The organism is Streptomyces toyocaensis, from assembly GCF_000725125.1.
In the GTDB taxonomy this organism is placed as follows: Bacteria; Actinomycetota; Actinomycetes; order Streptomycetales; family Streptomycetaceae; genus Streptomyces; species Streptomyces toyocaensis.
Genome location: NZ_JFCB01000005.1, coordinates 47,894 through 69,522 on the forward strand (window position 1 = coordinate 47,894; position 21,629 = coordinate 69,522).

Sequence of the window (21,629 nt, forward strand, 5' to 3'; positions counted from 1 at the left end):
CCTCAGGATGCCTCCGGCGGGGCCGGGTGCACGCGGTGGCGCACAGGCCGCCGCGGCCTTCACGAAGGCCCGGAACACGCCCAGGACGGGTCGTTCGAGGAAAAGGGACGCTGAATCTTCCCAAGCCGATCACGAACTCTCATATAGTGACCGCGAGTTGCGCGCAGTTGTCGGACCGCGTTCGAGTAAGCGACCCCAGAATCAGGTCCGGCGCCCCCATCGAACCCGCCCGAGGGCCGCGCAGCCATGACGGTGCACGCCCGCGGACCCGACCGAGGACCCGACCGAGGACCCTGATTGATGACCTCTCCCCTGCTCCCCGGCGACCGCCCCACCCCCCGCAGCCTGCTGCCCGTCCCGCTGCTCACCGCGGCACTCGGCGCGCTCGCCGTGCTCGCCGCGGTCTTCCTCGTCCCGGACTCCGCGGCCGGTGCCGTGGCGCTGACCGGGACGATCGCCGTCGTGCTGCTGTGCGCGGCCGCCACCGCGGCCACGTACACCGCCCTGTCCGCGCGGGCGGCACGGACCCGGCTGGAGGCCGTCACCGAGGACGTCGGCCGGCTGCTCCAGGAACGGTCCCGGCTGGTGGAGGAGGCCCGCCGCCAGCACGAACGGCTGACCGGCGAACTCAACCGGGAGCGCGCACGGTTGTCCGCCGAGCTGGACCACGAGCGCACCCACCTCGCCGAGACCCTGGCCGCGGAGCGCGACCGGCTCGCCGAGCAGCACGCCGCCGCCACCGCCCGGCTCATGGACGACCACGCCGCCGCACTGGAGCGGCTCGCCGAGGAGCACGCCGGGAAGCTGCGCCTCATCACCGAGGAGCACGACGCCCACACCGCCCGGGCGGCCCGCGACCACGCGGAGGCACGCGACCAACTGGGCGAGGAGCAGGACCGGCTCAGGGCCGACCTGGAGCGGCTCACCGCGGAGAACGCACGGCTGACCACCCGGCTGCGTGAGGCCAGAGGCGCCCGCGCCGCGGCGCTCTCCGCGACCGCCAACGCGGCCGGACGGATGCAGGCGCTGTCCACCGGCATGCTCGCGGACCTGCGCGCGATGGAGGAGAAGCACCACGACGAGGAGGTCCTCGCCGACCTGCTGCACCTCGACCACCGCACCGCCCAGGCGGGCCGGCTCGCCGACTCGATCGCCGTCCTCACCGGCGCCCGCTCCGGCCGCCGCTGGGCCCGGCCCATCGCCATGGAGTCGATCCTGCGCGGCGCCATGGGCCGGATCAGCGGCTACCAGCGGATCCGCGTCCACTCGGCCAGCGACGCCGCGGTCGCGGGACACGCCGCCGAGGGCGTGATGCACGCCCTCGCCGAACTCCTCGACAACGCAGCGAACTTCTCCCCGCCGACCGCCGAGGTCCACGTGTACGTGGAGGAGGTCCCGGCCGGGGTCATCGTGTCCGTCGAGGACAGCGGGCTCGTCATGGGTGAGGCGCAACTGCGCCGCGCCGAGCGCGCCGTCTCCGGGGAGTCCGCCGAACTCGGCGGCCTGACCGGCACCCGGTTGGGCCTCGCGGTGGTCGGCAGGCTGGCCCGGCGGTACGGCCTGAGGGTCTCCTACCGTCCCTCGGCCCGCGGCGGCACGGGTGTCCTGGTGCTGGTGCCGCAGGACATCCTCGTACCGCCGGACGCGGCGCCCCCGGTCCCGGCGACGGCGGCCACGGCGGCCGGCGCCACCACCACCGCGCCCCGCGCCGGCGCGCCGGCGACCGGCACCGGCGTGTCCGCCGGAACTCCGGCCTCCGCGGCCCTGCAGGGCTCGGGGACCTCCGCGGACGCGGCGGCCCCCGGCCTTCCCCAGCGCCGCGACAGCGGACGCGACAGCCGCCCGGAGACCGCCCCGGCCACCGCCTCCTACCGGCCGGAACCGGAGACCACGCACACCACCGCGCGCCCCGGCACCGGCACGGCCCCGGCCGACCGGCCGGCCTCCCCCGACGGCGCCCGGCCTGCGGCCTCCTACGCCGCCTCCCGCGCACCGGCCGACCTCGACCCCGACCCGGTCCCCACCCACGAGTCCCCCTCCCCGGACGTCGACGCGGCGCCGCCCCTGGTGCTGCCCCGCCGCCGCCGGGGCCGGACCCTCGCCGAAGCCGAACGCACACGCTCCGGCAGCGGACGCGCGCCCGCCCCCCGGCCCGCCCCCACGGCCGAGGAGACCAGGGCCCGCACCGCCCGCTTCAGCAGCTTCCGCCAGGCCGTGCGCCCACCCACCCCGGACGCCACGGCCGACCCGGACACCGGCGCCCCCACGGACGTCACGGGCTCCCCGGACGCCGGTGACACCCGCACCACCCCCGACCCGACCCCCGAAGCACGACCCACCCCCGCGAACCCGGAAGGCGACACGACCTCATGACCGGCACGACGACCGCCGACGAGAAGCTCACCTGGCTCCTTGAGGGCCTGTTGGAGCGCACGCCGGGCGCGCGGCACGCGCTCGTGCTGTCCCGTGACGGCCTGAAACTGTGCCGCACCCCGGAGCTGTCCGCCGACCAGGCCGACCAGCTCGCCGCGATCGCCGCCGGCATCCAGTCGCTGTCGCACGGCGCCTCGGTCGAGTTCGGCGACGGGACCGGCGGGGTGCGCTCGGCGATGACGGAGTTCTACGGGGGCGTCCTGTTCATCGTGGAGGCCGGTCAGGGCGCGCACCTGGCCGTCGTCACCACCGAGGACGCGGACGCCGGACTCATCGGGCACAACATGAGCGAGCTCGTGGAACAGATCGGCGAGCACCTGACCGCCCTGCCGCGCACCTCATGAGCAGGCCCGGCAGGGACGACGCCCCCGACCGGCTGTACACCCTCACCGGGGGGCGCAGCCGGTCCGGGCCGGACAACCCCTTCGACCTGGTGACCCTGGTCGTCGCCGAGTGCGATCCGGTGCCCGGCATGCAGTCCGAGCACGCGGCGATCCTGCGGCTGGCCGAACGCCCCACGGCGGTCGTGGAGCTCGCGGCCGAGCTGAAGCTGCCCGTGAGCATCACGCGGATCCTGCTCTCCGACCTCCTCGCGGCGGGCCGGGTCAGCGCCCGTCACCCCCGCAAGGCCGCCGTACCCGACCCCGACATCCTGGAGCAGGTGCTCGTTGGACTCCGCAACCTCTGAGACGCGTACGCCGCTGGACGCGTCGGCCGACAACGGCCTGAAGATCGTGGTCGTGGGCGGCTTCGGTGCCGGCAAGACGACGATGGTCCGCTCGGTCAGCGAGATACGTCCCCTCAACACCGAGGAGACGATGACCCAGGCGGGCGAGGCCGTCGACGACATCAGCGGGGTGCGCGGCAAGACCGCGACCACCGTCGCCTTCGACTTCGGCCGCATCACCCTCGACGCGCACAACGTGCTGTACCTGTTCGGCGCGCCCGGCCAGGAACGCTTCTGGTTCCTGTGGGACCGGCTCTTCTCCGGCACGCTCGGCGCGGTCGTGCTGGTCGACACCCGCCGCATCGACGACTCCTGGTACGCCATCGACCGGCTGGAGCGGCACGGCACACCGTTCATCGTGGCCTGCAACGACTTCGGTGGCCCCGTGTTCACCCCCCAGCAGATCCGCGAGGCCCTCGACCTCGACCCGCACGTACCGCTGGTGAACTGCGACGCGCGCTCCCGGGAGTCCAGCAAGATCGTGCTGATCACGCTGGTGGAACACATCCAGAGCCTGTACGCCGACCCGGTCCGAGCCCCCCGTCAGGAGCTGGTGTGAGTCCCGCGTCCGTCCCCAACGCCGTCCGCTTCGGCGGCCCCCTGCTCCAGGACGACCCGGCCCGGGTGTACCGGGAACTGCGCCGTGAGCACGGCAGCGTCGTACCGGTGGTCCTCGACGGCGACGCACCGGCCTGGCTGGTGCTCGGCTACCGCGAACTGCACCAGATCACCGGCGATCCGGTGCTGTTCAGCCGCGACTCCGAGCTGTGGAACCAGTGGGACAACATCCCCGACGACTGGCCGCTGCTGCCGATGATCGGCCGCCGGCAGCCGTCGATCCTGTACACCGTCGGCGAGCGGCACCGCGAGCGCGCCGGGATGCTGGTGAACGCGCTGGAGGCGGTCGACCCGTTCGAACTGCGGCGTTACGCGGAGAAGTTCGCGGACGAACTGATCGACGGCATCTGCCCCAGGGGCAGCGCCGACATCATCAGCGAGTTCGCGATGCTGCTGCCGGTGCGGGTGCTCGCCCGGCTCTACGGGTTCCCCGACGACAAGGGGCCGGGTCTGGTCACCGCCCTCAACGACATGATCGACGGGCGGGAGCGCGCCCTGGCGGGCCAGGTCCATCTGTTCACGTCGATGACGGAACTGGTGGCCGCCCGTCAGGAGGAGCCCGCCGAGGACGTGGCGTCCCGGATGCTGGCCGACACCTCGGGGTTCACCGCGGAGGAGATCTGCCAGGACCTGATGGTGATGATGGCGGCCGGGCACCAGCCGACCGCCGACTGGATCGGCAACTCGCTGCACCTGATGCTCACCGACAGCCGGTTCGCCGCGTCCCTGTTCGGCGGCCGCAACAGCATCGCCGAGGCGATGAACGAGGTGCTGTGGGAGGACACCCCGACGCAGAACGTGGCCGCCCGCTGGGCGTCCCGCGACACCCAGCTCGGCGGGCGCCGCATCCGCGCGGGCGACATGGTGCTCCTCGGCCTCCAGGGCGCCAACTCCGATCCCCAGGTGCGGACCGACGCCTCGGCGCTCACCGGCGGCAACGGCGCCCACTTCTCGTTCGGCCACGGGGAGCACCGGTGCCCGTTCCCGGCGCAGGAGATCGCCGAGGTGATCGCCCGGACCGGCATCGAGGTCGTGCTCGACCGGCTGCCGGACCTCGACCTCGCGGTGCCGGCCGGGCGGCTGACCCGGCGCCCGTCGCCGTGGCTGCGCGGTCTGTCCGAACTCCCGGTGACGTTCACACCCACTCCCGCCCTTGGAGGCTCGCCCGCATGACGGCTGGTACGGACACCACGACGACGGACACCGCGCAGACCCGTATCCCCCTGGACCCCTTCGTCTCCGACCTCGACGGGGAGAGCGCGGCGCTGCGGGCCGCGGGGCCGCTGGCCGCCGTGACGCTGCCGGGCGGCGTGCCGGTGTGGGCGGTCACGCACCACGCCGAGGCGAAGAAGCTGCTCACCGACCCGCGTCTGGTGAAGGACATCAACGTCTGGGGTGCCTGGCAGCGCGGCGAGATCGCCCCGGACTGGCCGCTGATCGGCCTGGCGAACCCGCCCCGCTCCATGCTCACCGTGGACGGCGCCGACCACCGCCGGCTGCGCACGCTGGTCGCGCAGGCGCTCACCCCGCGCCGGGTGGAGCTGATGCGGGGGCGGATCACGGAGCTGACCGAGGGTCTGCTGGACCAGGTGGCCGCCCTGCCCGGTGACACGCTCGACCTGAAGGCGGCGTTCGCCTACCCGCTGCCGATGTACGTCATCGCCGACCTGATGGGGCTGGCCCAGGAGCGGCTGCCCCGGCTGAAGGAGCTCTTCGAGAAGTTCTTCTCCACGCAGACCCCGCCCGAGGAGGTCGTCGCGACGCTGACCGAGCTGGCCGGGATCATGGCCGGGGCGGTCGCGCACAAGCGCGAGAACCCGGGCGACGACCTGACCTCCGCGCTCATCCAGGCGTCGGAGGGCGGCGACCGCCTCACCGACGAGGAGATCGTCGCCACGCTCCAGCTGATGGTGGCCGCCGGCCACGAGACGACGATCTCCCTCATCGTCAACGCGGTGGTCAACCTCTCCACCCATCCGGAGCAGCGGGAGCTGGTGCTCTCCGGCAAGGCGGACTGGTCGGCGGTGGTCGAGGAGACGCTTCGGTACTCGACGCCGACGTCCCATGTGCTGATCCGGTTCGCGACCCAGGACGTACCGGTCGGGGACAAGGTCCTGCCGGCCGGGGACGCGCTGATCGTGTCGTACGCCGCGATCGGCCGCGACGAGAAGGCGCACGGCCCCACGGCCGGCGGCTTCGACATCACCCGGGAGAGCGCCGGCCGGCACATCTCCTTCGGCCACGGCCCGCACGTCTGCCCCGGCGCCGCCCTGTCCCGCCTGGAGGCCGGTGTCGCCCTGCCGGCGCTGTACGCCCGCTTCCCGGGGCTGGACCTGGCGGTCCCGGCGAGCGAGCTGCGCAACAAGCCCGTGGTCACCCAGAACGACCTGTACGAGCTGCCGGTGAGGCTCGGCGGGTGACCGGCCCGGGCGGTGGGCGGACCTCCTCCGGTCCGTCCACCGCCCGCCCACCGGCTGTCCACCGCCCGTCTCAGCGGACGGACGACGTTTCGCCCGGGTTTCCCTCAGCCGTTAGGCTCCGGTCGTGGCTGAGATCCGGATTCCTGCTGACATCAAGCCCGCCGACGGTCGTTTCGGTGCGGGTCCCTCCAAGGTACGGACGGAGGCGCTGGACGCCCTGGCCGCGACCGGCACGTCGCTGCTCGGCACCTCCCACCGCCAGGCCCCGGTGAAGAACCTGGTCGGCAAGGTGCGCGAGGGCATCGGCGAGCTGTTCCGGCTCCCCGACGGCTACGAGGTGATCCTCGGCAACGGCGGCTCCACCGCGTTCTGGGACATCGCGACGCACGGCCTGATCGAGAACAAGTCGCAGCACCTCAGCTTCGGCGAGTTCAGCTCCAAGTTCGCCAAGGCCGCCAAGCTCGCCCCCTGGCTCGCCGAGCCCACCGTCGTCTCCGCCGACCCGGGCACGCACCCGGAGGCGTCCGCCGAAACGGGCGTGGACGTCTACGCGTTCACCCACAACGAGACCTCGACCGGTGTCGCCATGCCGATCAAGCGGGTGGCCGGCGCCGACGAGGGCGCCCTGGTCCTGGTGGACGCCACCTCCGGCGCGGGCGGCCTCCCGGTCGACATCGCCGAGACGGACGTCTACTACTTCGCCCCGCAGAAGTCCTTCGCCTCCGACGGCGGTCTGTGGATCGGCGTGTTCTCCCCGGCCGCGATCGAGCGCGCCGAGCGCGTCCACGCCTCCGGCCGCCACGTCCCGGAGTTCTTCTCGCTGCCCACGGCGATCGACAACTCCCGCAAGAACCAGACGTACAACACCCCGGCGCTGGCCACCCTGTTCCTGCTGAACGAGCAGCTGGAGTGGCTCAACGGCCAGGGCGGCCTCGACTGGTCCACGGCCCGCACGAAGGACTCCTCGACCCGTCTGTACGGCTGGGCGGAGAGCGCGAAGTTCGCGGCCCCGTTCGTCGCCGACCCGGCCAAGCGCTCCCAGGTCATCGGCACGATCGACTTCACGGACGAGGTCGACGCCGCCGCCGTCGCCAAGGTCCTGCGCGCCAACGGCATCGTCGACACCGAGCCCTACCGCAAGCTCGGCCGCAACCAGCTCCGCGTGGCGATGTTCCCGGCGATCGACCCGGCGGACGTCGAGGCCCTGACGAAGTGCGTCGACTACGTGATCGAGCAGCTGTAGCCCTACCCGCCACGGCATCGAGGGGCGCCCGGTGGATGACCCACCGGGCGCCCTGCGCGCGTGCGGCTCGCTGAAGGCCTCAGCACCTCACCGGCTCAACCGCTGGAACCTCCGTACCGCCAGCGGCAGGAAGACCGCCGTCAGGATCACCGGCCACACCCCCGCCATCAGCAGCGCGTGCCGCTCGACCCAGGAGTCGCCGCCGCCGACCGGGGTGCCGAAGAGTTCGCGGGTCGCCGCGGCCGTGGAGGAGATCGGGTTCCAGGCGGCCAACCAGCCCAGCCAGTCCGGCATCAGCCGCGGGGCGACGAAGATGCTGGAGATCATCGTCAGCGGGAAGGCGACCGCGAACAGGCCGCCCGCCGCCTCCGGGTTGGGCACCAGGAGGCCCAGCCACACCCCGAGCCAGATCAGCGCGAACCGCAGCCACAGCAGCAGCCCGAAGGCCGCCAGGAAGCCCCAGCCGCCGTCCGGGCGCCAGCCCATGGCCAGGGCGGTCAGTACCAGGATGCCCAACTCGGCGCAGGCGACGATCAGATCGGTCACCCCGCGTCCGGCCACCACCGCCGAGGAGGCCATCGGCATGGAGCGGAACCGGTCGATGACGCCCTTGGTGGAGTCGTACACCACGACGGTCGCGGTGTTGATGAAGCCGAACGCCATCGTCATCACGAACATGCCCGGCATCAGGAAGTCCCGGTAGTCCCCGCCGCCGGGCACGGTCATCGCGCTGCCGAAGACATAGCCGTAGAGGAGGACGGACAGGATCGGGAAGCCCAGCTGCCAGGCGATGTTGACGGGCTGGCGCTGGTAGTGGGTCAGGCCGCGGCGGACGATGTTCCAGCAGTCCGCCAGCGCCCAGTACACGCGGCCGTGGACGGCCGGTCCGGTGGCCGGGTCGAGCGCGCTCATGCCGCCGCCTCCTTCTCCGTGCGGTGTCCGGTCAGGCGCAGGAACACGTCGTCGAGGCTGGGCCTGCGCAGCCCGATGTCCTCGATGCGCACGCCCTCGTCCTGCAGGGTGCGCGCCACGTCGGTCAGCGCGGCCACCCGGTCGGTCACGGGGGCGTGCACCCGCAACTCGTGCTCGTCGGACTCGGGTTCGCCGTCGGCGACCCTCGCGACCGCCTTCACCGCTCGCGGGACGTCGGACCGCTCGGCGACCACGACCTCGATGCGGTCGCCGCCGACCAGGTTCTTCAGCCCGTCCGGGGTGTCGTCGGCGATGGCCTGGCCCTGGTCGATGACGGTGATCCGGGAGGCGAGCCTGTCGGCCTCCTCCAGGTACTGCGTGGTCAGCAGCACGGTCGTGCCGTCCGCCACCAGCGCCCGGACCGACTCCCAGACCTCACCCCGGCTGCGCGGGTCCAGGCCCGTCGTCGGCTCGTCCAGGAACAGCACGGCCGGGGCGAGGATCATCGAGGCGGCGAGGTCCAGGCGCCGCCGCATCCCGCCGCTGTAGTCGCCGACGCCCTTGTCGGCGGCGTCGGTCAGGTCGAACCGCTCCAGCAGCTCGGCGGCCCGCACCCCGGCGCGCCTGCCGCCGAGGTGGAACAGCCTGCCGAACATCTCCAGGTTCTGCCGCCCGGTGAGCACCTCGTCCACGGCCGCGTACTGCCCGGTGAGCCCGATCCGGGCCCGCACCGCACGCGCCCGCCGGGCCACGTCGAGCCCGGCGACCGTGGCACGTCCGCCGTCGAGCCGGACCAGCGTCGACAGGACGCGTACGGCGGTGGTCTTGCCGGCGCCGTTCGGTCCGAGCAGTCCGTGCACGGTGCCCTCGCGGACGGCGAGGTCGAAGCCGTCGAGCGCGCGCTTCTCGCCGTACCGCTTCTCCAGGCCCTCGGCCCGGACCGCGAAACCGTCGTCGTTCATGGATCCCCCTTTCAACTGGGTACACCGTACCCGATTGCGCGTACGGCGTACTCAGTTATTCGGCGCGGATCTAGACTGCCCCCATGAGCAGCAGCAGGGGCGGTACGCAGAGCAGTGGCGGCGGCGACATCACCCGCACCCTCGACCTGCTGTGGGACACGGGCCCGCGGCCCGGCAGGGGCCCGAAGCCGGGCCTGACGCTGGAGCGCATCGTGGAGGCGGCCGTCGAGGTCGCGGACCGCGACGGCATCGGCGCGCTGTCGATGCGCCGGATCGCCACCGAGCTCGGCACCGGCACGATGTCCCTGTACCGCTACGTGCCCGGCAAGGCCGAGCTGCTCGACCTGATGCTGGACCGGGTGCAGCGCACCACGGAGGACCTCGCGGGCCTCGGCGACGGCGGCTGGCGCCCGGCCCTGGAGGCCCTGGGACGGGCCACCCTCGCCCTGTACCGCCGGCACCCCTGGCTGCTGGAGGTCAACCAGTCCCGCCCGATCCTCGGCCCGGGCGCGCTGGACGGCATGGAGACGGTGCTCTCCCGGATCAAGCCGATGGGCCTGTCCGACCCCGAGCTGCTGTCCGCGATGATCATGATCGACGGGTACGTCGTGGGCGCCGCCCGCACCCAGCTCTACCAGGAGGAGGCCGAGCGCACCTCGGGACTGACGGACGCGCAGTTCTGGGAGGCCCAGCGCCCGGCGCTGGAGAAGGCGATGAACAGCGGGCGCTACCCGGTCCTGGCCGGGCTCTCCGAGGACACCTTCGGCCCCGGCTTCGACCACTTCGAGTTCGGGTTGCAGCGCATCCTGGACGGCCTCGAGGTGTTCGTGGCCCGGCGGCGGGCGGAGTGACGTCGCACCGCCCGGCCGGCCGCCGGTTCAGCCCTTGCGGCGCCGCCTCACCAGTCCGAACAGGACCGCGACGACGACGGCCGCCGCGACGACCGTGACCGTGTTGCCGTTCCCGTCTCCGTTCCCGTCACCGGCGGTGTCGTCCCCGCCCTCCGCGCCGGCGCCCTCGCCGTCCCCGCCCTCACCCCCGGGCGCCTCCCGGGACTCGACCGGGCTCTCGGTGCCCTCGCTGCCGTACATGAGCCGGGAACCGTCGGCGGAGTAGGTCACCGACTCCCCCTGTCCCTGGAGCGGCACGCTCAGCCTGCCCTTCCGCTGGATCCGGCCGTCGTTCCAGGCGTAGTGGATGCCGCCGAAGTAACCGCGCACCGCCAGCCGTTGCCCGTCCGGGGAGAGCGCGGCGTCGGTGGCCCACAGCTCGACGGGGGCGATCGGCCGGAACACGTTGTCCCCGGACGCCGAGAGCTCGGCGGGCCCCTCGTACAGGTGCCCGCCCTCCTCCTTCTTGTCGACGATGTAGACCCGCCCGGTCTTCGGGTGCACGATCATCGACTCGGCGTCGCGGGGCCCGTCGGAGTACTTCACGACGTACTGGGTGGCCCGCACGGTCGCGTCCCGGAGCTTCTCCGGCTCGGGGAGTTCGTAGATCCAGACGTACGGCCACGAGCCCCCGAGGTTGTCCCCGATGTCCCCGACGAAGAGCCTGTTGCCGGGGCCGACGGAGATCGCCTCGACGTCCCGGGGCGTGCCCACGCCGGTCAGGGTGAGGCGGGCGACGGTCTCGCCGGTCGCGCCGTCCACGGCGTAGAGGTAGGGGCCGTCGTCGCTGTCGTTGTGGGTCCAGTAGACGCCCGGGTGGAGGCGGGAGGCGGCGAGCCCGCTGGACTCGGTGATCCGCGGGTCCTTGAGGGCGAACCCCTCGTCGCCGTCACCGCCGTCGGCTGCGGAGGCGGGCACGGTGGGCGCGGCCAGGAGAAGGGACGCGGCGAGCAGGGCGAAGGGTCGGCGCATGACCCAAGACTGCCATTGCCCGGGGCAGTTCACGGCGGGTGTCGGGACTCACATCGCGGTGACCGGGCCGATCGTCCATGATGACCGTGTGCTCAGGTTCATGCCCGTAGGTGACTCGATGACGATCGGGAGCGCGGGTGAACACACCTGGCGCTACCGGCTGTGGCAGCACCTGTGCACCGCGTACGGCGGCCCCTTCACCCTGGTGGGCCCGCGCGAGACGCTCCACGACCCGGCCACGGACGCCCCCACGTCGCACGCGTACGCCGACCCCGATTTCCCCCGCGCCCATCTGGCCGGCTGGGGCGAGGGCTGGCACCACATGACCCCGCTGATAGGCGAGGCCGTGCGCGCGTGCCGCGCGGACGTGCTGCTGGTGTCGCTGGGGCTCATCGACCTCGGCTTCTACACCAACGCCGAACAGACGGCGGACAACGTCCGCGCGTTCGTCGCCGAGGCGAGGGCCGCCCACCCGCGCGTCGCCGTGGCCGTGATGCCGGTGCTCCGGAACATCCGGGTGGAGGCCGACGCGTCCTTCGCCGGACAGGTCACCCGGTTCAACGACCTCCTGGCGAAGACCGTCGCCGACCTGGACGAGCCGAACTCCTCGCTGCTGCTCGTGCCGCCGCCGGCGTCGTACGACTTCCACACGGACACGTACGACGGCACGCACCCCAACGAGAGCGGCGAACACAAGATCGCGGAGGCCTTCGCCGAGGCGATGTGGCAGGACTGGGACCTGGGCGGGCCCTACACGCCGGCGTAGCCTTCGAGGACTTCTGGCATATGCGTGCGGCCCCGTGTCCTGCTCGCCGTGCGTATCGTTGTACCGCGCGGGCTGTACTCGTCCGGGAACAGCCGGGGAGGAGCGCGACGATGACCGTCGTAGACGACAGGATCGCCATGGCCGACGCCAACACGCAGCGCTTGGACGAGTGGTTCGAGCGGCTGGAGCGGATGCCCGTCCCCGAAGGATTCAGGGTCGAGATCGTCGGGGGCAACGTCTACATGACACCGCAGCGTGACACCCATTGGGCCATCATCTTCAAGCTCGCGACGGCTGTCGAAGCCCGATTCGGAGAGGACGTCAGGGTGTTCTCGGACGTCCGCATCGACTTTCCCGGTCACGAGAACGGCCTCTGCCCGGACGTCGCCGTACTCCGCGCCTCCGCCGAGAAGGACGACGAGGGCCGCTGGCGCTACGAGGACGTCGAGTTCGTTTTCGAGGTCATCTCCGAAGGCACGGCCGCCAACGACTACGGCCCCAAGAAGGCCGCCTACGCGACGGCCGCGGTCCCCCTCTACGTCATCGCCGATCCCTACCAGGGCCGCTGCTACGTCTACACCGACCCCAAGAACGGCGACTACGTCACGCGGACGAGGGTGGACTTCGGCGACGACATCGATCTCACCGGCACCGTGGCCGATCTGACCGTGAGCACCAGTGCCTTCCCCCGGGAGCGGTCCCCTCTTGCGTAGAGCGCACTCCAAGCCGTTGGCTTGATGCACATGAAGTACACGCAGCTCGGACGCACGGGACTCAAGGTCAGCCGGCTCGTCCTCGGGACGATGAACTTCGGTCCGCAGACCGACGAGGCCGACAGCCACGCCATCATGGACGCGGCGCTGGACGCCGGCATCAACTTCTTCGACACGGCCAACGTCTACGGGTGGGGCGAGAACAAGGGCCGTACGGAATCCATCATCGGGAGCTGGTTCGCCAAGGGCGGCGACCGCCGCGACAAGGTGGTCCTCGCGACCAAGGTGTACGGGAACATGGGCCCGGACGGCGAGGCGTGGCCCAACCACGACAAGCTGTCGGCGGTGAACATCCGCCGGGCGGTCGACGCCTCTCTGAAGCGGCTGGGCACCGACTACATCGACGTCTACCAGTTCCACCACATCGACCGCAGCACCCCGTTCGAGGAGATCTGGCAGGCGATCGACGTCCTGGTCCAGCAGGGCAAGATCCTCTACGTCGGGTCCTCGAACTTCCCCGGCTACAAGATCGCCCAGGCCAACGAGATCGCCGCCCGGCGCGGCGGCACCATCGGCCTGGTCAGCGAGCAGTGCCTGTACAACCTCGCCGAGCGCCGCGCCGAGATGGAGGTCATCCCGGCCGCGCAGGAGTACGGCCTCGGCGTCATCCCGTGGTCGCCGCTGCACGGCGGTCTGCTGGGCGGTGTGCTCAAGAAGCAGGCCCAGGGCGGCAGGCGCGCCTCCGGACGGGCCGCCGACGCGCTCGCCGATCCGGCCGCGCGCGACCGGATCCAGGCGTACGAGGACCTGCTCGACAAGCACGGCATCGAGCCCGGTGAGGCCGCGCTGGCCTGGCTGCTCACCCGGCCCGGGGTGACCGGCCCGATCGTCGGCCCGCGCACCGCCGCGCAGCTCGCGTCCGCGCTGCGGGCGGTCGACCTGGAGCTGAACGAGGACCTGCTGACCGCCCTGGACGACATCTTCCCGGGCCCGGGCCCGTCCCCGGAGGCCTTCGCCTGGTAACGGCGGCACGCCGCGCGGGGCCGGCGGCGGCGCTACCTGCCGAGCGCCGCCGCCAGCACCACCACGACGAACATCAGCACGAGCGCACCGGCCATGATCCGGTTCCGGGTCTTCGGGTCCACGCCCCCGAGCCTAACCGGCCGCGCCCAGTGGCCTGCGGGCGACCGCCTCGTACCGGGGCTGCTCGCCCGGTGTGCCGGACGTCGGAAGGGTGCTCCGCACCAGCACCAGTTCGTCCACGGTCCAGGTGCGGCTCCGGAAGTCCTCCAGGACCTTCAGGTACGGCCGCGCGTCCACACCGTCCCGGCTGCGGGCCACCGTCAGGTGGGCCTTGTAGCGGCGGTGCTCGTCCATCGCCACGCCCGCCTTCCGCGCGGCCGCCTCCGACCGCCCGGCGAGCAGCCGCATGGTGCGCAGATCCCCCTCGGCGCCGGCCCACAGCGCTCTCCCGCGCCCGAACTGGCCGCCGCCCCGCAGGGCCAGTGCGAAGGGTTCCGTGCGGGACGCGGCCCGCGCCAGCCGCGCGGTCAGCTCCGGGAGCAGTTCGTCGTCCACCTCCCCGTAGAACGCGAGCGTGAAGTGCCACCCGGCCCGTTCGGTCCACCGCAGCCCGTCGGCCCCGGGCACGTTCTTCAACCGCGCCACCACGCCGGCGAACTCACGAACGACGTCCTCGGGCGGCAGCACGGCGGCGAAGAGTCTCATGCGATCAGTGTCGCGCGTGTCCTGGTCACCGTGCGTATCGTTGTACCGCGCGGCTGTACGCATCGAGCGTCGGCCGGGGAGGAGCGCCACTATGACCGTCCTCGAAGACAGGATCGAGATGGCCGAGAGCGGCGACGAGCTCACACTCGACATGATGTTCGAGTGGCTGGAGAAGATGCCCATCCCCGAGGGTTACAAGGCCGAGATCGTCGGGGGGCACATCTTCATGACGCCGCAGCGGGACACCCACTTCCAGATCATCCTCGATGTCCTGGAGCAGTTGCGCGCCAAGTACCCGCGCAAGCGTCTGGCCTCGGATGTACGGATCGACTTCCCCGGGCGGCTGAACGGCTTCGCCTGTGATGTCGCGGCGTTCGCCGACCACTCGGTGAAGGACAGCCGGGGCCATTGGCGCTACCAGGACGTCGAGTTCATCGCCGAGGTCATCTCCAGGGACACCGCCGCCAACGACTACGGCCCGAAGAAGGACACCTACGCCGCCGCCGGCGTGCCCGTGTACCTGATCGTCGACCCGTACACCGCCGAGTGGCACCTGCACACCCTGCCGAAGGACGGCACCTACCACGGCGACGTCAGCTTCGGCTTCGGCGAGGAGATCGACCTGAACCGGACGGCCGTCGGCCTCGTCCTCAAGACCGACGAGTTCCCCCGCGACTGACCCCGGGCGCGGCCCGGCGGCCCTCACGCCACCTCAAGCCAGCGCCTCCTGACGCTCGCGGGGCACGAACCGCACCGTGGGGCGGCCGTGGTGCCAGCCCAGCGACAGGCGCAGGCCGCCGGCCCGGGCCAGGATCAGCCCGATGACCGTCGCCGCGGCGATGGCGACCGCGCCGCCGGCCGCGAAGCCGACGCGGGCGCCGTAGGTGTCGGTGATCCAGCCGACGATCGGGGCGCCGACCGGGGAGCCGCCGAGGAAGACCATCATGTAGAGGGCCATGACACGGCCGCGCACCGCCGGATCGGTGGCCATCTGGAGGCTGGTGTTGGTGGTGACGTTGACCGTCATCGAGAACAGACCCAGCGGCACCATGATCAGGGCGAACATCCACAGCCGCGGCGACGCGGCGGCGAGGATCTCCAGCGCGCCGAAGGCCAGCGCGGCGACGATCAGCAGGCGCAGCCGGGCCGTGCCGCGCCGGGCGGCGAGCAGGGCGCCGGAGACGGAGCCGACCGCGATCAGGGTGTTGAACATGCTGTAGACGCCCGCACCCCCGTGGAAGACGTCGTCGGCGAACGCCGAGAGGTAGACGGGGAAGTTGAAGGCGAAGGTGCCGATGAAGCCGACGAGGACGATCGGCCAGATCAGCTCGGGCCGTCCGGCGACGTAGCGCAGGCCCTCCCGCAGCTGCCCCTTGCCGCGCGGGGCGCGCTCGACGGAGTGCAGTTCGCGGGAGCGCATCATCATCAGGCCGGCCAGCGGTGCGACGAAGGACAGTCCGTTGAGGAGGAACGCCCAGCCCGTGCCGACGCCGGTGATCAGCAGACCCGCGACGGCCGGGCCGACCAGGCGGGCGGACTGGAAGTTCGCGGAGTTCAGGCTGACCGCGTTCTGCAGCTGGCCGGGGCCGACGAGTTCGGAGACGAAGGCCTGGCGGGCCGGGTTGTCGACGACGGTGGCGAGACCGAGGGCGAAGGCGGCGACGTAGATGTGCCAGACCTCGACCCGGCCGGTCAGGGTGAGGACGGCGAGCACGATCGCCGTGAGGGCCATCGCGCACTGGGTGACGAGGAGCGTGGGCCGCTTGCGCAGCCGGTCGACGAGGACACCGCCGTAGAGGCCGAACAGGAGCATCGGCAGGAACTGCAGGGCCGTGGTGATGCCGACGGCGGCCGAGGAGCCGGTGAGCGTGAGCACCAGCCAGTCCTGGGCGATGCGCTGCATCCAGGTGCCGATGTTGGAGACGACCTGGCCGAGGAAGAACAGACGGTAGTTGCGGACGCCCAGCGAGGAGAACATCGAGTTCCCGCGGGCGGGGGTGTCGGGGGCGGCCGGGGTGTCGTAGGGGTCAGGTGCGGGGGCGGAAGCTGCTCCGGATCCCGTACTCAACAAGGGTTCGCCTCCTTCAGATGTGTGCGAGTTTCTCCAGCACGGGGGCGGCGGCGCGGAGTTTCGCCCACTCGTCCTCGTCGAGCTCCTCCACGAGCGATGCCAGGAACGCGTTCCGCTTGCGGCGGCTCTCCTCGAGCATGGCCTCGGCCTGCTCGGTCTGCGTGACGACCTTCTGGCGCCGGTCGTCGGGGTGCGGCTCCAGCCGGACGAGTCCCTTGGCCTCCAGCAGGGCCACGATGCGGGTCATCGACGGCGGCTGGACGTGCTCCTTGCGGGCGAGCTCACCCGGGGTGGCGCGGCCACAGCGGGCCAGGGTGCCGAGCACCGACATCTCGGTGGGGCTGAGGGACTCGTCGACGCGCTGGTGCTTGAGCCGACGGGACAGCCGCATCACGGCGGATCGGAGGGCGTTCACGGCGGCTGCGTCGTCGCCATGGCTGAGGTCCGGCATGTTCTTTAGCGTAACTCATTACTCTCGCTAAATACCACCCGGGGCGCACGTCCCGCGCCGTGACCCGCGCCACTACCGGGAGCAGGCCGCCGAACGCGGCATGAGCGCCCGGGACCATGTGTCCGGACGCTCATGCGCGAGGGGGTCGACCGGCGGTTCCGCACCGCCGTCGAGGAGACGGAGAAGTTCCACGGGGTCACGTGGGACCCCGTGCCCGGCGTCAGGTCAGGCCCAGCGCCGGCATCAGGTAGTAGAAGGCGAAGACCGCCGCGACCACGTACATCGCCGGCGGGACCTCCCGGCCGCGGCCGGCCGCCAGGCGCAGCACCGCGAAGGTGATGAAGCCCATGCCGATGCCGTTGGTGATCGAGTAGGTGAACGGCATCATCACCATCGTCACGAAGGCCGGGACGGCGATCGTGTAGTCGGCCCAGTCGATCTCCTTGACCGACCCGGCCAGGATCAGGAAGCCCACCGCGAGCAGCGCGGGGGTGGCCGCCTGGGACGGCACCATGGTGGCGACGGGCGTGAGGAACAGTGCCGCCGCGAAGAGCCCGCCGGTGACGACGTTGGCGAAACCGGTCCGCGCGCCCTCGCCGACACCGGCCGTGGACTCCACGAACGCGGTGGTGGCCGAGGAGGAGCTGGCGCCGCCCGCGGCGACCGCGACGCCGTCGATGAAGAGGACCTTGTTGATGCCGGGCATCTGGCCCTCGCCGTCGGTCAGCTTGGCCTCGTCCGAGACGCCCATGATCGTGCCCATCGCGTCGAAGAAGCACGACAGCAGCACGGTGAAGACGAACAGGACGCCGGTGAGCACACCGACCTTGCCGAAGCCGCCGAACAGGCTGACCTCGCCGATCAGGCCGAAGTCGGGGGTGGCGACCGGGTTGCCGGGCCAGGTGGGCGTGGTCAGACCCCAGGAGGGGATGTCGGCGACGGCGTTGATGACCACGGCGACGACCGTCATGGCGACGATCGAGATGAGGATCGCGCCGGGGACCTTGCGCACGATCAGTGCCAGCGTGAGCAGCGCGCCGAGGATGAAGACGAGGACCGGCCAGCCGGTGAGGTGACCGCCGGTGCCGAGCTGGAGCGGGACGGTGGTCTGGGCGGCGTCCGGGATACGGGACACGAAGCCGGAGTCGACCAGTCCGATCAGCATGATGAACAGGCCGATACCGATGGCGATGGCCTTGCGCAGCCCGAACGGGACGGCGTTCATCACGCGCTCGCGCAGACCGGTGGCGACCAGCAGCATCACGACGAACCCGGCCAGCACCACCATGCCCATGGCGTCCGGCCACGACATGCGCGGCGCGAGCTGGAGCGCGACGACCGAGTTCACCCCCAGGCCGGCGGCGAGCGCGATCGGGACGTTGCCGATGACACCCATGAGCAGCGTGGTGAACGCCGCGGTCAGGGCGGTCGCGGTGACCAGCTGACCGTTGTCGAGCTGGTTGCCGTACATGTCCTTCGCGCTGCCCAGGATGATCGGGTTCAGCACGATGATGTAGGCCATCGCGAAGAAGGTGGCGAAGCCGCCGCGGATCTCGCGGGACAGGGTGCTGCCGCGCTCGGTGATCCGGAAGTAGCGGTCGAGGGCGCCGGATGCGGCACCGGACCCCGGCTGCTCGGGGGTGGGGGCCTTGGCGGGGGCCGACGTGGACATGCGTGGACCTCATCACCGGCGGACTTCCCCCAAAGCCCTTTGGTGTTTTCTACGAATGAAAGCGGTCAGAGACAAACGGATTCAGTATGAACATATAACGTCGTGGACGCTATCTCCGCGCGTAGAGCCGTGTGGCCGGAAGCAGTGTGAGCAACCGGACAGCGCCCCTGCGGCGCACCTCACGCACCCCGCCCCTCGTAAGCTTGTCCGCATGGCGAAGTGGACCCCCAAGCACGAGGCGCCGGAGCCCCTGGAGGGCCCCGTGGTCGCCACCATCACCGGCGGCACGATCGTCTGGTTCGCCCTGTTCCTGGTGCAGCTGCCGTTCTACGGCTGGTTCGACGACCACGGCCACACCTGGTGGCTGTGGACCTGCCTCGCCGGAGGCGGGCTCGGTTTCATCGGCATCTGGTACGTCCGAAGGCGCGACGCCGCGCTCCGGCGGGCGCGGACCGGGGGGACGGACCCGGTGCCGGACCGCTCTCCCGCCCCGCCGGCCGGCTGAGCGGGCCGGGCACCGCGCGGGCAGCCGCCGGTGTCCGCGTCACGGGCGTACGACCCCGGTGCCACGGCCGTCCTCCCCAGGTCGGATCTTCCGCCATTCGGGTGGGTGGGGCCCTCCGTCCGCACGTACCGTCGGAGGCATGACGCATCTCGATGCGGGCGCCCGGGCCGACGCCGCGCTCCCCACCACGGTCACCCCGCCCGCGACCGGGCTGACCTCGGCGGAAGTGGCTCAGCGGGTGGCCCGCGGCCAGGTGAACGACGTACCGGTGCGCAGCAGCCGGTCCCTGACCGGGATCGTCCGTGCGAACGTCTTCACCCGGTTCAACGCGATCATCGGCGTGCTCTGGGTGATCATGCTGATCGTCGCCCCCGTCCAGGACAGCCTGTTCGGCTTCGTGATCCTCGCCAACACGGGCATCGGCATCGTCCAGGAGTGGCGGGCCAAGAAGACCCTGGACTCCCTCGCGCTGATCGGCGAGGTGCGGCCCACGGTGCGCAGGGACGGGACGGCGGCGGAGGTCGGCACCTCCGAGATCGTCCTGGACGACCTGATCGAGATCGGGCCGGGGGACAAGGTCGTCGTCGACGGGGTGTGCGTCGAGACCGACGGCCTGGAGATCGACGAGTCCCTGCTCACCGGCGAGGCCGATCCGGTGGTGAAACGGCCCGGGGACCGCGTCATGTCCGGCAGCTTCGTCGTCGCGGGCGGTGGCGCCTTCCAGGCGACCAGGGTGGGGCGCGAGGCCTACGCGGCGCAGCTCGCCGAGGAGGCCTCCCGTTTCACCCTCGTCCACTCCGAACTGCGCTCCGGCATCTCCACGATCCTCAAGTACGTGACGTGGATGATGGTCCCCACCGCGATCGGCCTGATCATCAGCCAGCTGGTGGTCAAGGACAACGAGCTGGGGAACTCCGTCGCGCGCACGGTCGGCGGGATCGTGCCGATGGTCCCCGAAGGGCTGGTGCTGCTCACCTCCGTCGCCTTCGCGATCGGCGTGATCCGGCTGGGGCGCAAGCAGTGCCTGGTGCAGGAGCTGCCCGCGATCGAGGGGCTTGCCCGGGTCGACACCGTCTGCCTGGACAAGACCGGCACGCTCACCGAGGGCGGCATGGACGTCACCGGGCTGCGGGTGTTCGGCGACGGCGACGGGACGTACATCCGCAAGGTGCTGGGCGAGCTCGGCTCGGCGGACCCGCGCCCGAACGCCTCCCTGCGGGCGATCGTCGACGCGTACCCGGACACCACCGACTGGCGCCTCACCGACACCCTCCCCTTCTCCTCCGCCCGCAAGTACAGCGGCGCGACGTTCGACGAGGGCTCCGGTGACCCCGTCACCTGGCTGCTGGGGGCGCCCGACGTGCTGCTGGACCCCGGCGACCCCGCGCTGGCCGAGACGGAGCGGATGAACGAGCAGGGGATGCGGGTGCTGCTGCTCGCGCGGGCCCGTCCCGGCGTGGACGTCGACGACCCCGGGGCCGCCGAGGGCGTGCGGGCCACCGCGCTGGTGGTGCTGGAGCAGCGGCTGCGCCCCGACGCCGCCGACACCCTGCGCTACTTCGCCGAGCAGGACGTCCGCGCCAAGGTCATCTCCGGCGACAACGCCGTGTCGGTCGGCGCGGTCGCCGCCAAGCTGGGCCTGTCCGGTACGGCGGTGGACGCGCGCCGGCTGCCCGCCGATCCGGACGCCATGGCGGAGGCGCTGGACGAGGGCACGGTGTTCGGACGGGTCACCCCGCAGCAGAAGCGGACCATGGTGGGCGCGCTCCAGTCGGGCGGGCACACGGTCGCGATGACCGGGGACGGCGTGAACGACGTACTGGCGCTGAAGGACGCGGACATCGGCGTCGCGATGGGCTCCGGTTCGGAGGCCACGCGGGCGGTCGCGCAGATCGTGCTGCTGAACAACAGCTTCGCCACGCTGCCGTCGGTGGTGGCGGAGGGGCGCCGGGTGATCGGCAACATCACCCGGGTCGCGACGCTGTTCCTGGTGAAGACGGTGTACTCGGTGCTGCTCGCGGTGCTGGTGGTGGTCTCGCAGGTGGAGTACCCGTTCCTGCCGCGCCATCTGACCCTGCTGTCCACCCTCACCATCGGCGTCCCGGCGTTCTTCCTGGCCCTCGCCCCCAACAGGGAACGCGCCCGCCCGCACTTCGTGCGCCGGGTCATGCGGTACGCGCTCCCGGGCGGGGCGCTTGCCGCGCTGGCGACCTTCGCGACGTACCTGATCGCGCGGGAGTACTACACCGGCGCCGGCGAGCTGGACGCGGAGACCAGCGCGGCGACGCTGACGCTGTTCCTGATCTCGATCTGGGTCCTGGCGATCGTCGCCCGCCCGTACACGTGGTGGCGTATCGGTCTGGTGGCGGCGATGGCAGGGGCGTTCCTGCTGGTGCTGGCGGTGCCGTGGCTCCAGGAGTTCTTCGCGCTGCGGCTGGTCGGCATGACGATGCCGTGGGTCGCGGTCGGTGTCGCGGTGGTGGCGGCGGCCACCCTGGAACTGCTGTGGAGAGGGGTGGACCGCCGCTTCCCCGCGTAGCCGGACT

Annotated in this window: 21 protein-coding genes; 14 read left to right on the plus strand and 7 right to left on the minus strand. The window is 71.8% G+C overall.

Annotation, left to right across the window (positions count from 1 at the left end; translation table 11 throughout):
• Positions 1-300 precede the first annotated feature (300 nt).
• The 7 genes from BU52_RS08090 to serC all read left to right on the plus strand — a co-directional run bounded on the left by BU52_RS08090 (position 301) and on the right by serC (position 7,441).
• Positions 301-2,373 (plus strand): ATP-binding protein, encoded by a 2,073-nt coding sequence (locus BU52_RS08090; RefSeq protein ID WP_037930500.1) that lies wholly within the window; start codon positions 301-303, stop codon positions 2,371-2,373.
• Complete coding sequence (locus tag BU52_RS08095; RefSeq protein ID WP_037930502.1) at positions 2,370-2,777, plus strand: roadblock/LC7 domain-containing protein; 408 nt, start codon at positions 2,370-2,372, stop codon at positions 2,775-2,777. The genes BU52_RS08090 and BU52_RS08095 overlap by 4 nt, the downstream gene beginning before the upstream one ends.
• A complete protein-coding gene (locus BU52_RS08100) occupies positions 2,774-3,121 on the plus strand; it encodes a DUF742 domain-containing protein (protein WP_037930505.1) in 348 nt (115 codons plus the stop codon). The genes BU52_RS08095 and BU52_RS08100 overlap by 4 nt, the downstream gene beginning before the upstream one ends.
• Positions 3,102-3,719: a GTP-binding protein gene (locus tag BU52_RS08105; RefSeq protein WP_235216285.1), complete on the plus strand. Its 618-nt coding sequence runs from the start codon at positions 3,102-3,104 to the stop codon at positions 3,717-3,719. Before BU52_RS08100 ends, BU52_RS08105 begins: the two co-directional genes overlap by 20 nt.
• Positions 3,716-4,951, plus strand: coding sequence for a cytochrome P450 (locus BU52_RS08110; RefSeq protein WP_037930508.1), 1,236 nt, complete (start codon positions 3,716-3,718; stop codon positions 4,949-4,951). Before BU52_RS08105 ends, BU52_RS08110 begins: the two co-directional genes overlap by 4 nt.
• On the plus strand, positions 4,948-6,198 hold the full coding sequence (locus BU52_RS08115; RefSeq protein ID WP_037930512.1) for a cytochrome P450 family protein: 1,251 nt from the start codon (positions 4,948-4,950) through the stop codon (positions 6,196-6,198). The genes BU52_RS08110 and BU52_RS08115 overlap by 4 nt, the downstream gene beginning before the upstream one ends.
• Positions 6,199-6,322: 124 nt before the next feature.
• On the plus strand, positions 6,323-7,441 hold the full coding sequence (gene serC / locus BU52_RS08120) for a phosphoserine transaminase (RefSeq protein WP_037930514.1): 1,119 nt from the start codon (positions 6,323-6,325) through the stop codon (positions 7,439-7,441).
• Positions 7,442-7,528: 87 nt separating this feature from the next.
• Here the strand turns inward: serC and BU52_RS08125 are convergent, their stop codons facing one another.
• Positions 7,529-8,353 carry an ABC transporter permease gene (locus tag BU52_RS08125; RefSeq protein ID WP_037930516.1) on the minus strand — a complete coding sequence of 275 codons (825 nt, stop codon included), beginning with the start codon at positions 8,351-8,353 and terminating at the stop codon, positions 7,529-7,531.
• A complete protein-coding gene (locus BU52_RS08130) occupies positions 8,350-9,315 on the minus strand; it encodes a daunorubicin resistance protein DrrA family ABC transporter ATP-binding protein (protein WP_037930524.1) in 966 nt (321 codons plus the stop codon). The genes BU52_RS08125 and BU52_RS08130 overlap by 4 nt, the downstream gene beginning before the upstream one ends.
• Before the next feature lie 83 nt (positions 9,316-9,398).
• Here BU52_RS08130 and BU52_RS08135 point away from each other — a divergent pair, with 83 nt between their 5' ends.
• The gene (locus BU52_RS08135) at positions 9,399-10,166 is read left to right on the plus strand and encodes a TetR/AcrR family transcriptional regulator (RefSeq protein ID WP_037930528.1); all 768 of its coding nucleotides are present in this window, start codon (positions 9,399-9,401) and stop codon (positions 10,164-10,166) included.
• Positions 10,167-10,193: 27 nt separating this feature from the next.
• Here BU52_RS08135 and BU52_RS08140 read toward each other — a convergent pair whose 3' ends face one another.
• On the minus strand, positions 10,194-11,177 hold the full coding sequence (locus tag BU52_RS08140) for a hypothetical protein (RefSeq protein WP_037930530.1): 984 nt from the start codon (positions 11,175-11,177) through the stop codon (positions 10,194-10,196).
• An 88-nt stretch (positions 11,178-11,265) separates the two neighbouring features.
• Between BU52_RS08140 and BU52_RS08145 the strand changes: the two genes are divergently transcribed.
• The 3 genes from BU52_RS08145 to BU52_RS08155 all read left to right on the plus strand — a co-directional run bounded on the left by BU52_RS08145 (position 11,266) and on the right by BU52_RS08155 (position 13,679).
• Positions 11,266-11,943, plus strand: a complete 678-nt coding sequence (locus BU52_RS08145; RefSeq protein ID WP_037931039.1) for a GDSL-type esterase/lipase family protein — start codon at positions 11,266-11,268, stop codon at positions 11,941-11,943.
• A gap of 110 nt (positions 11,944-12,053) precedes the next feature.
• A complete protein-coding gene (locus BU52_RS08150) occupies positions 12,054-12,656 on the plus strand; it encodes a Uma2 family endonuclease (protein WP_037930532.1) in 603 nt (200 codons plus the stop codon).
• A gap of 30 nt (positions 12,657-12,686) precedes the next feature.
• Entirely contained in the window at positions 12,687-13,679 is a 993-nt protein-coding gene (locus BU52_RS08155) for an aldo/keto reductase (protein ID WP_037930534.1), read from the plus strand.
• A 132-nt stretch (positions 13,680-13,811) separates the two neighbouring features.
• Here the strand turns inward: BU52_RS08155 and thpR are convergent, their stop codons facing one another.
• Complete coding sequence (gene thpR, locus BU52_RS08160; protein ID WP_037930537.1) at positions 13,812-14,384, minus strand: RNA 2',3'-cyclic phosphodiesterase; 573 nt, start codon at positions 14,382-14,384, stop codon at positions 13,812-13,814.
• A 91-nt stretch (positions 14,385-14,475) separates the two neighbouring features.
• On the opposite strand from thpR, the gene BU52_RS08165 reads away from it, so the two are divergent.
• Positions 14,476-15,063 carry a Uma2 family endonuclease gene (locus BU52_RS08165; RefSeq protein ID WP_107061110.1) on the plus strand — a complete coding sequence of 196 codons (588 nt, stop codon included), beginning with the start codon at positions 14,476-14,478 and terminating at the stop codon, positions 15,061-15,063.
• A 33-nt stretch (positions 15,064-15,096) separates the two neighbouring features.
• Here the strand turns inward: BU52_RS08165 and BU52_RS08170 are convergent, their stop codons facing one another.
• The 3 genes from BU52_RS08170 to BU52_RS08180 form a co-directional block, all read right to left on the minus strand.
• Positions 15,097-16,452: an MFS transporter gene (locus BU52_RS08170; protein WP_037930540.1), complete on the minus strand. Its 1,356-nt coding sequence runs from the start codon at positions 16,450-16,452 to the stop codon at positions 15,097-15,099.
• A gap of 16 nt (positions 16,453-16,468) precedes the next feature.
• On the minus strand, positions 16,469-16,906 hold the full coding sequence (locus tag BU52_RS08175) for a MarR family winged helix-turn-helix transcriptional regulator (RefSeq protein WP_037930543.1): 438 nt from the start codon (positions 16,904-16,906) through the stop codon (positions 16,469-16,471).
• Between the two features lie 220 nt (positions 16,907-17,126).
• Positions 17,127-18,578 (minus strand): NCS2 family permease, encoded by a 1,452-nt coding sequence (locus tag BU52_RS08180; RefSeq protein ID WP_037930546.1) that lies wholly within the window; start codon positions 18,576-18,578, stop codon positions 17,127-17,129.
• A gap of 211 nt (positions 18,579-18,789) precedes the next feature.
• Between BU52_RS08180 and BU52_RS08185 the strand changes: the two genes are divergently transcribed.
• Together BU52_RS08185 and BU52_RS08190 are read left to right on the plus strand one after the other, a co-directional pair.
• The gene (locus BU52_RS08185) at positions 18,790-19,083 is read left to right on the plus strand and encodes a DUF2530 domain-containing protein (protein ID WP_051858036.1); all 294 of its coding nucleotides are present in this window, start codon (positions 18,790-18,792) and stop codon (positions 19,081-19,083) included.
• Between the two features lie 139 nt (positions 19,084-19,222).
• Positions 19,223-21,622 carry an HAD-IC family P-type ATPase gene (locus BU52_RS08190; RefSeq protein ID WP_037930551.1) on the plus strand — a complete coding sequence of 800 codons (2,400 nt, stop codon included), beginning with the start codon at positions 19,223-19,225 and terminating at the stop codon, positions 21,620-21,622.
• Positions 21,623-21,629 lie beyond the last annotated feature (7 nt).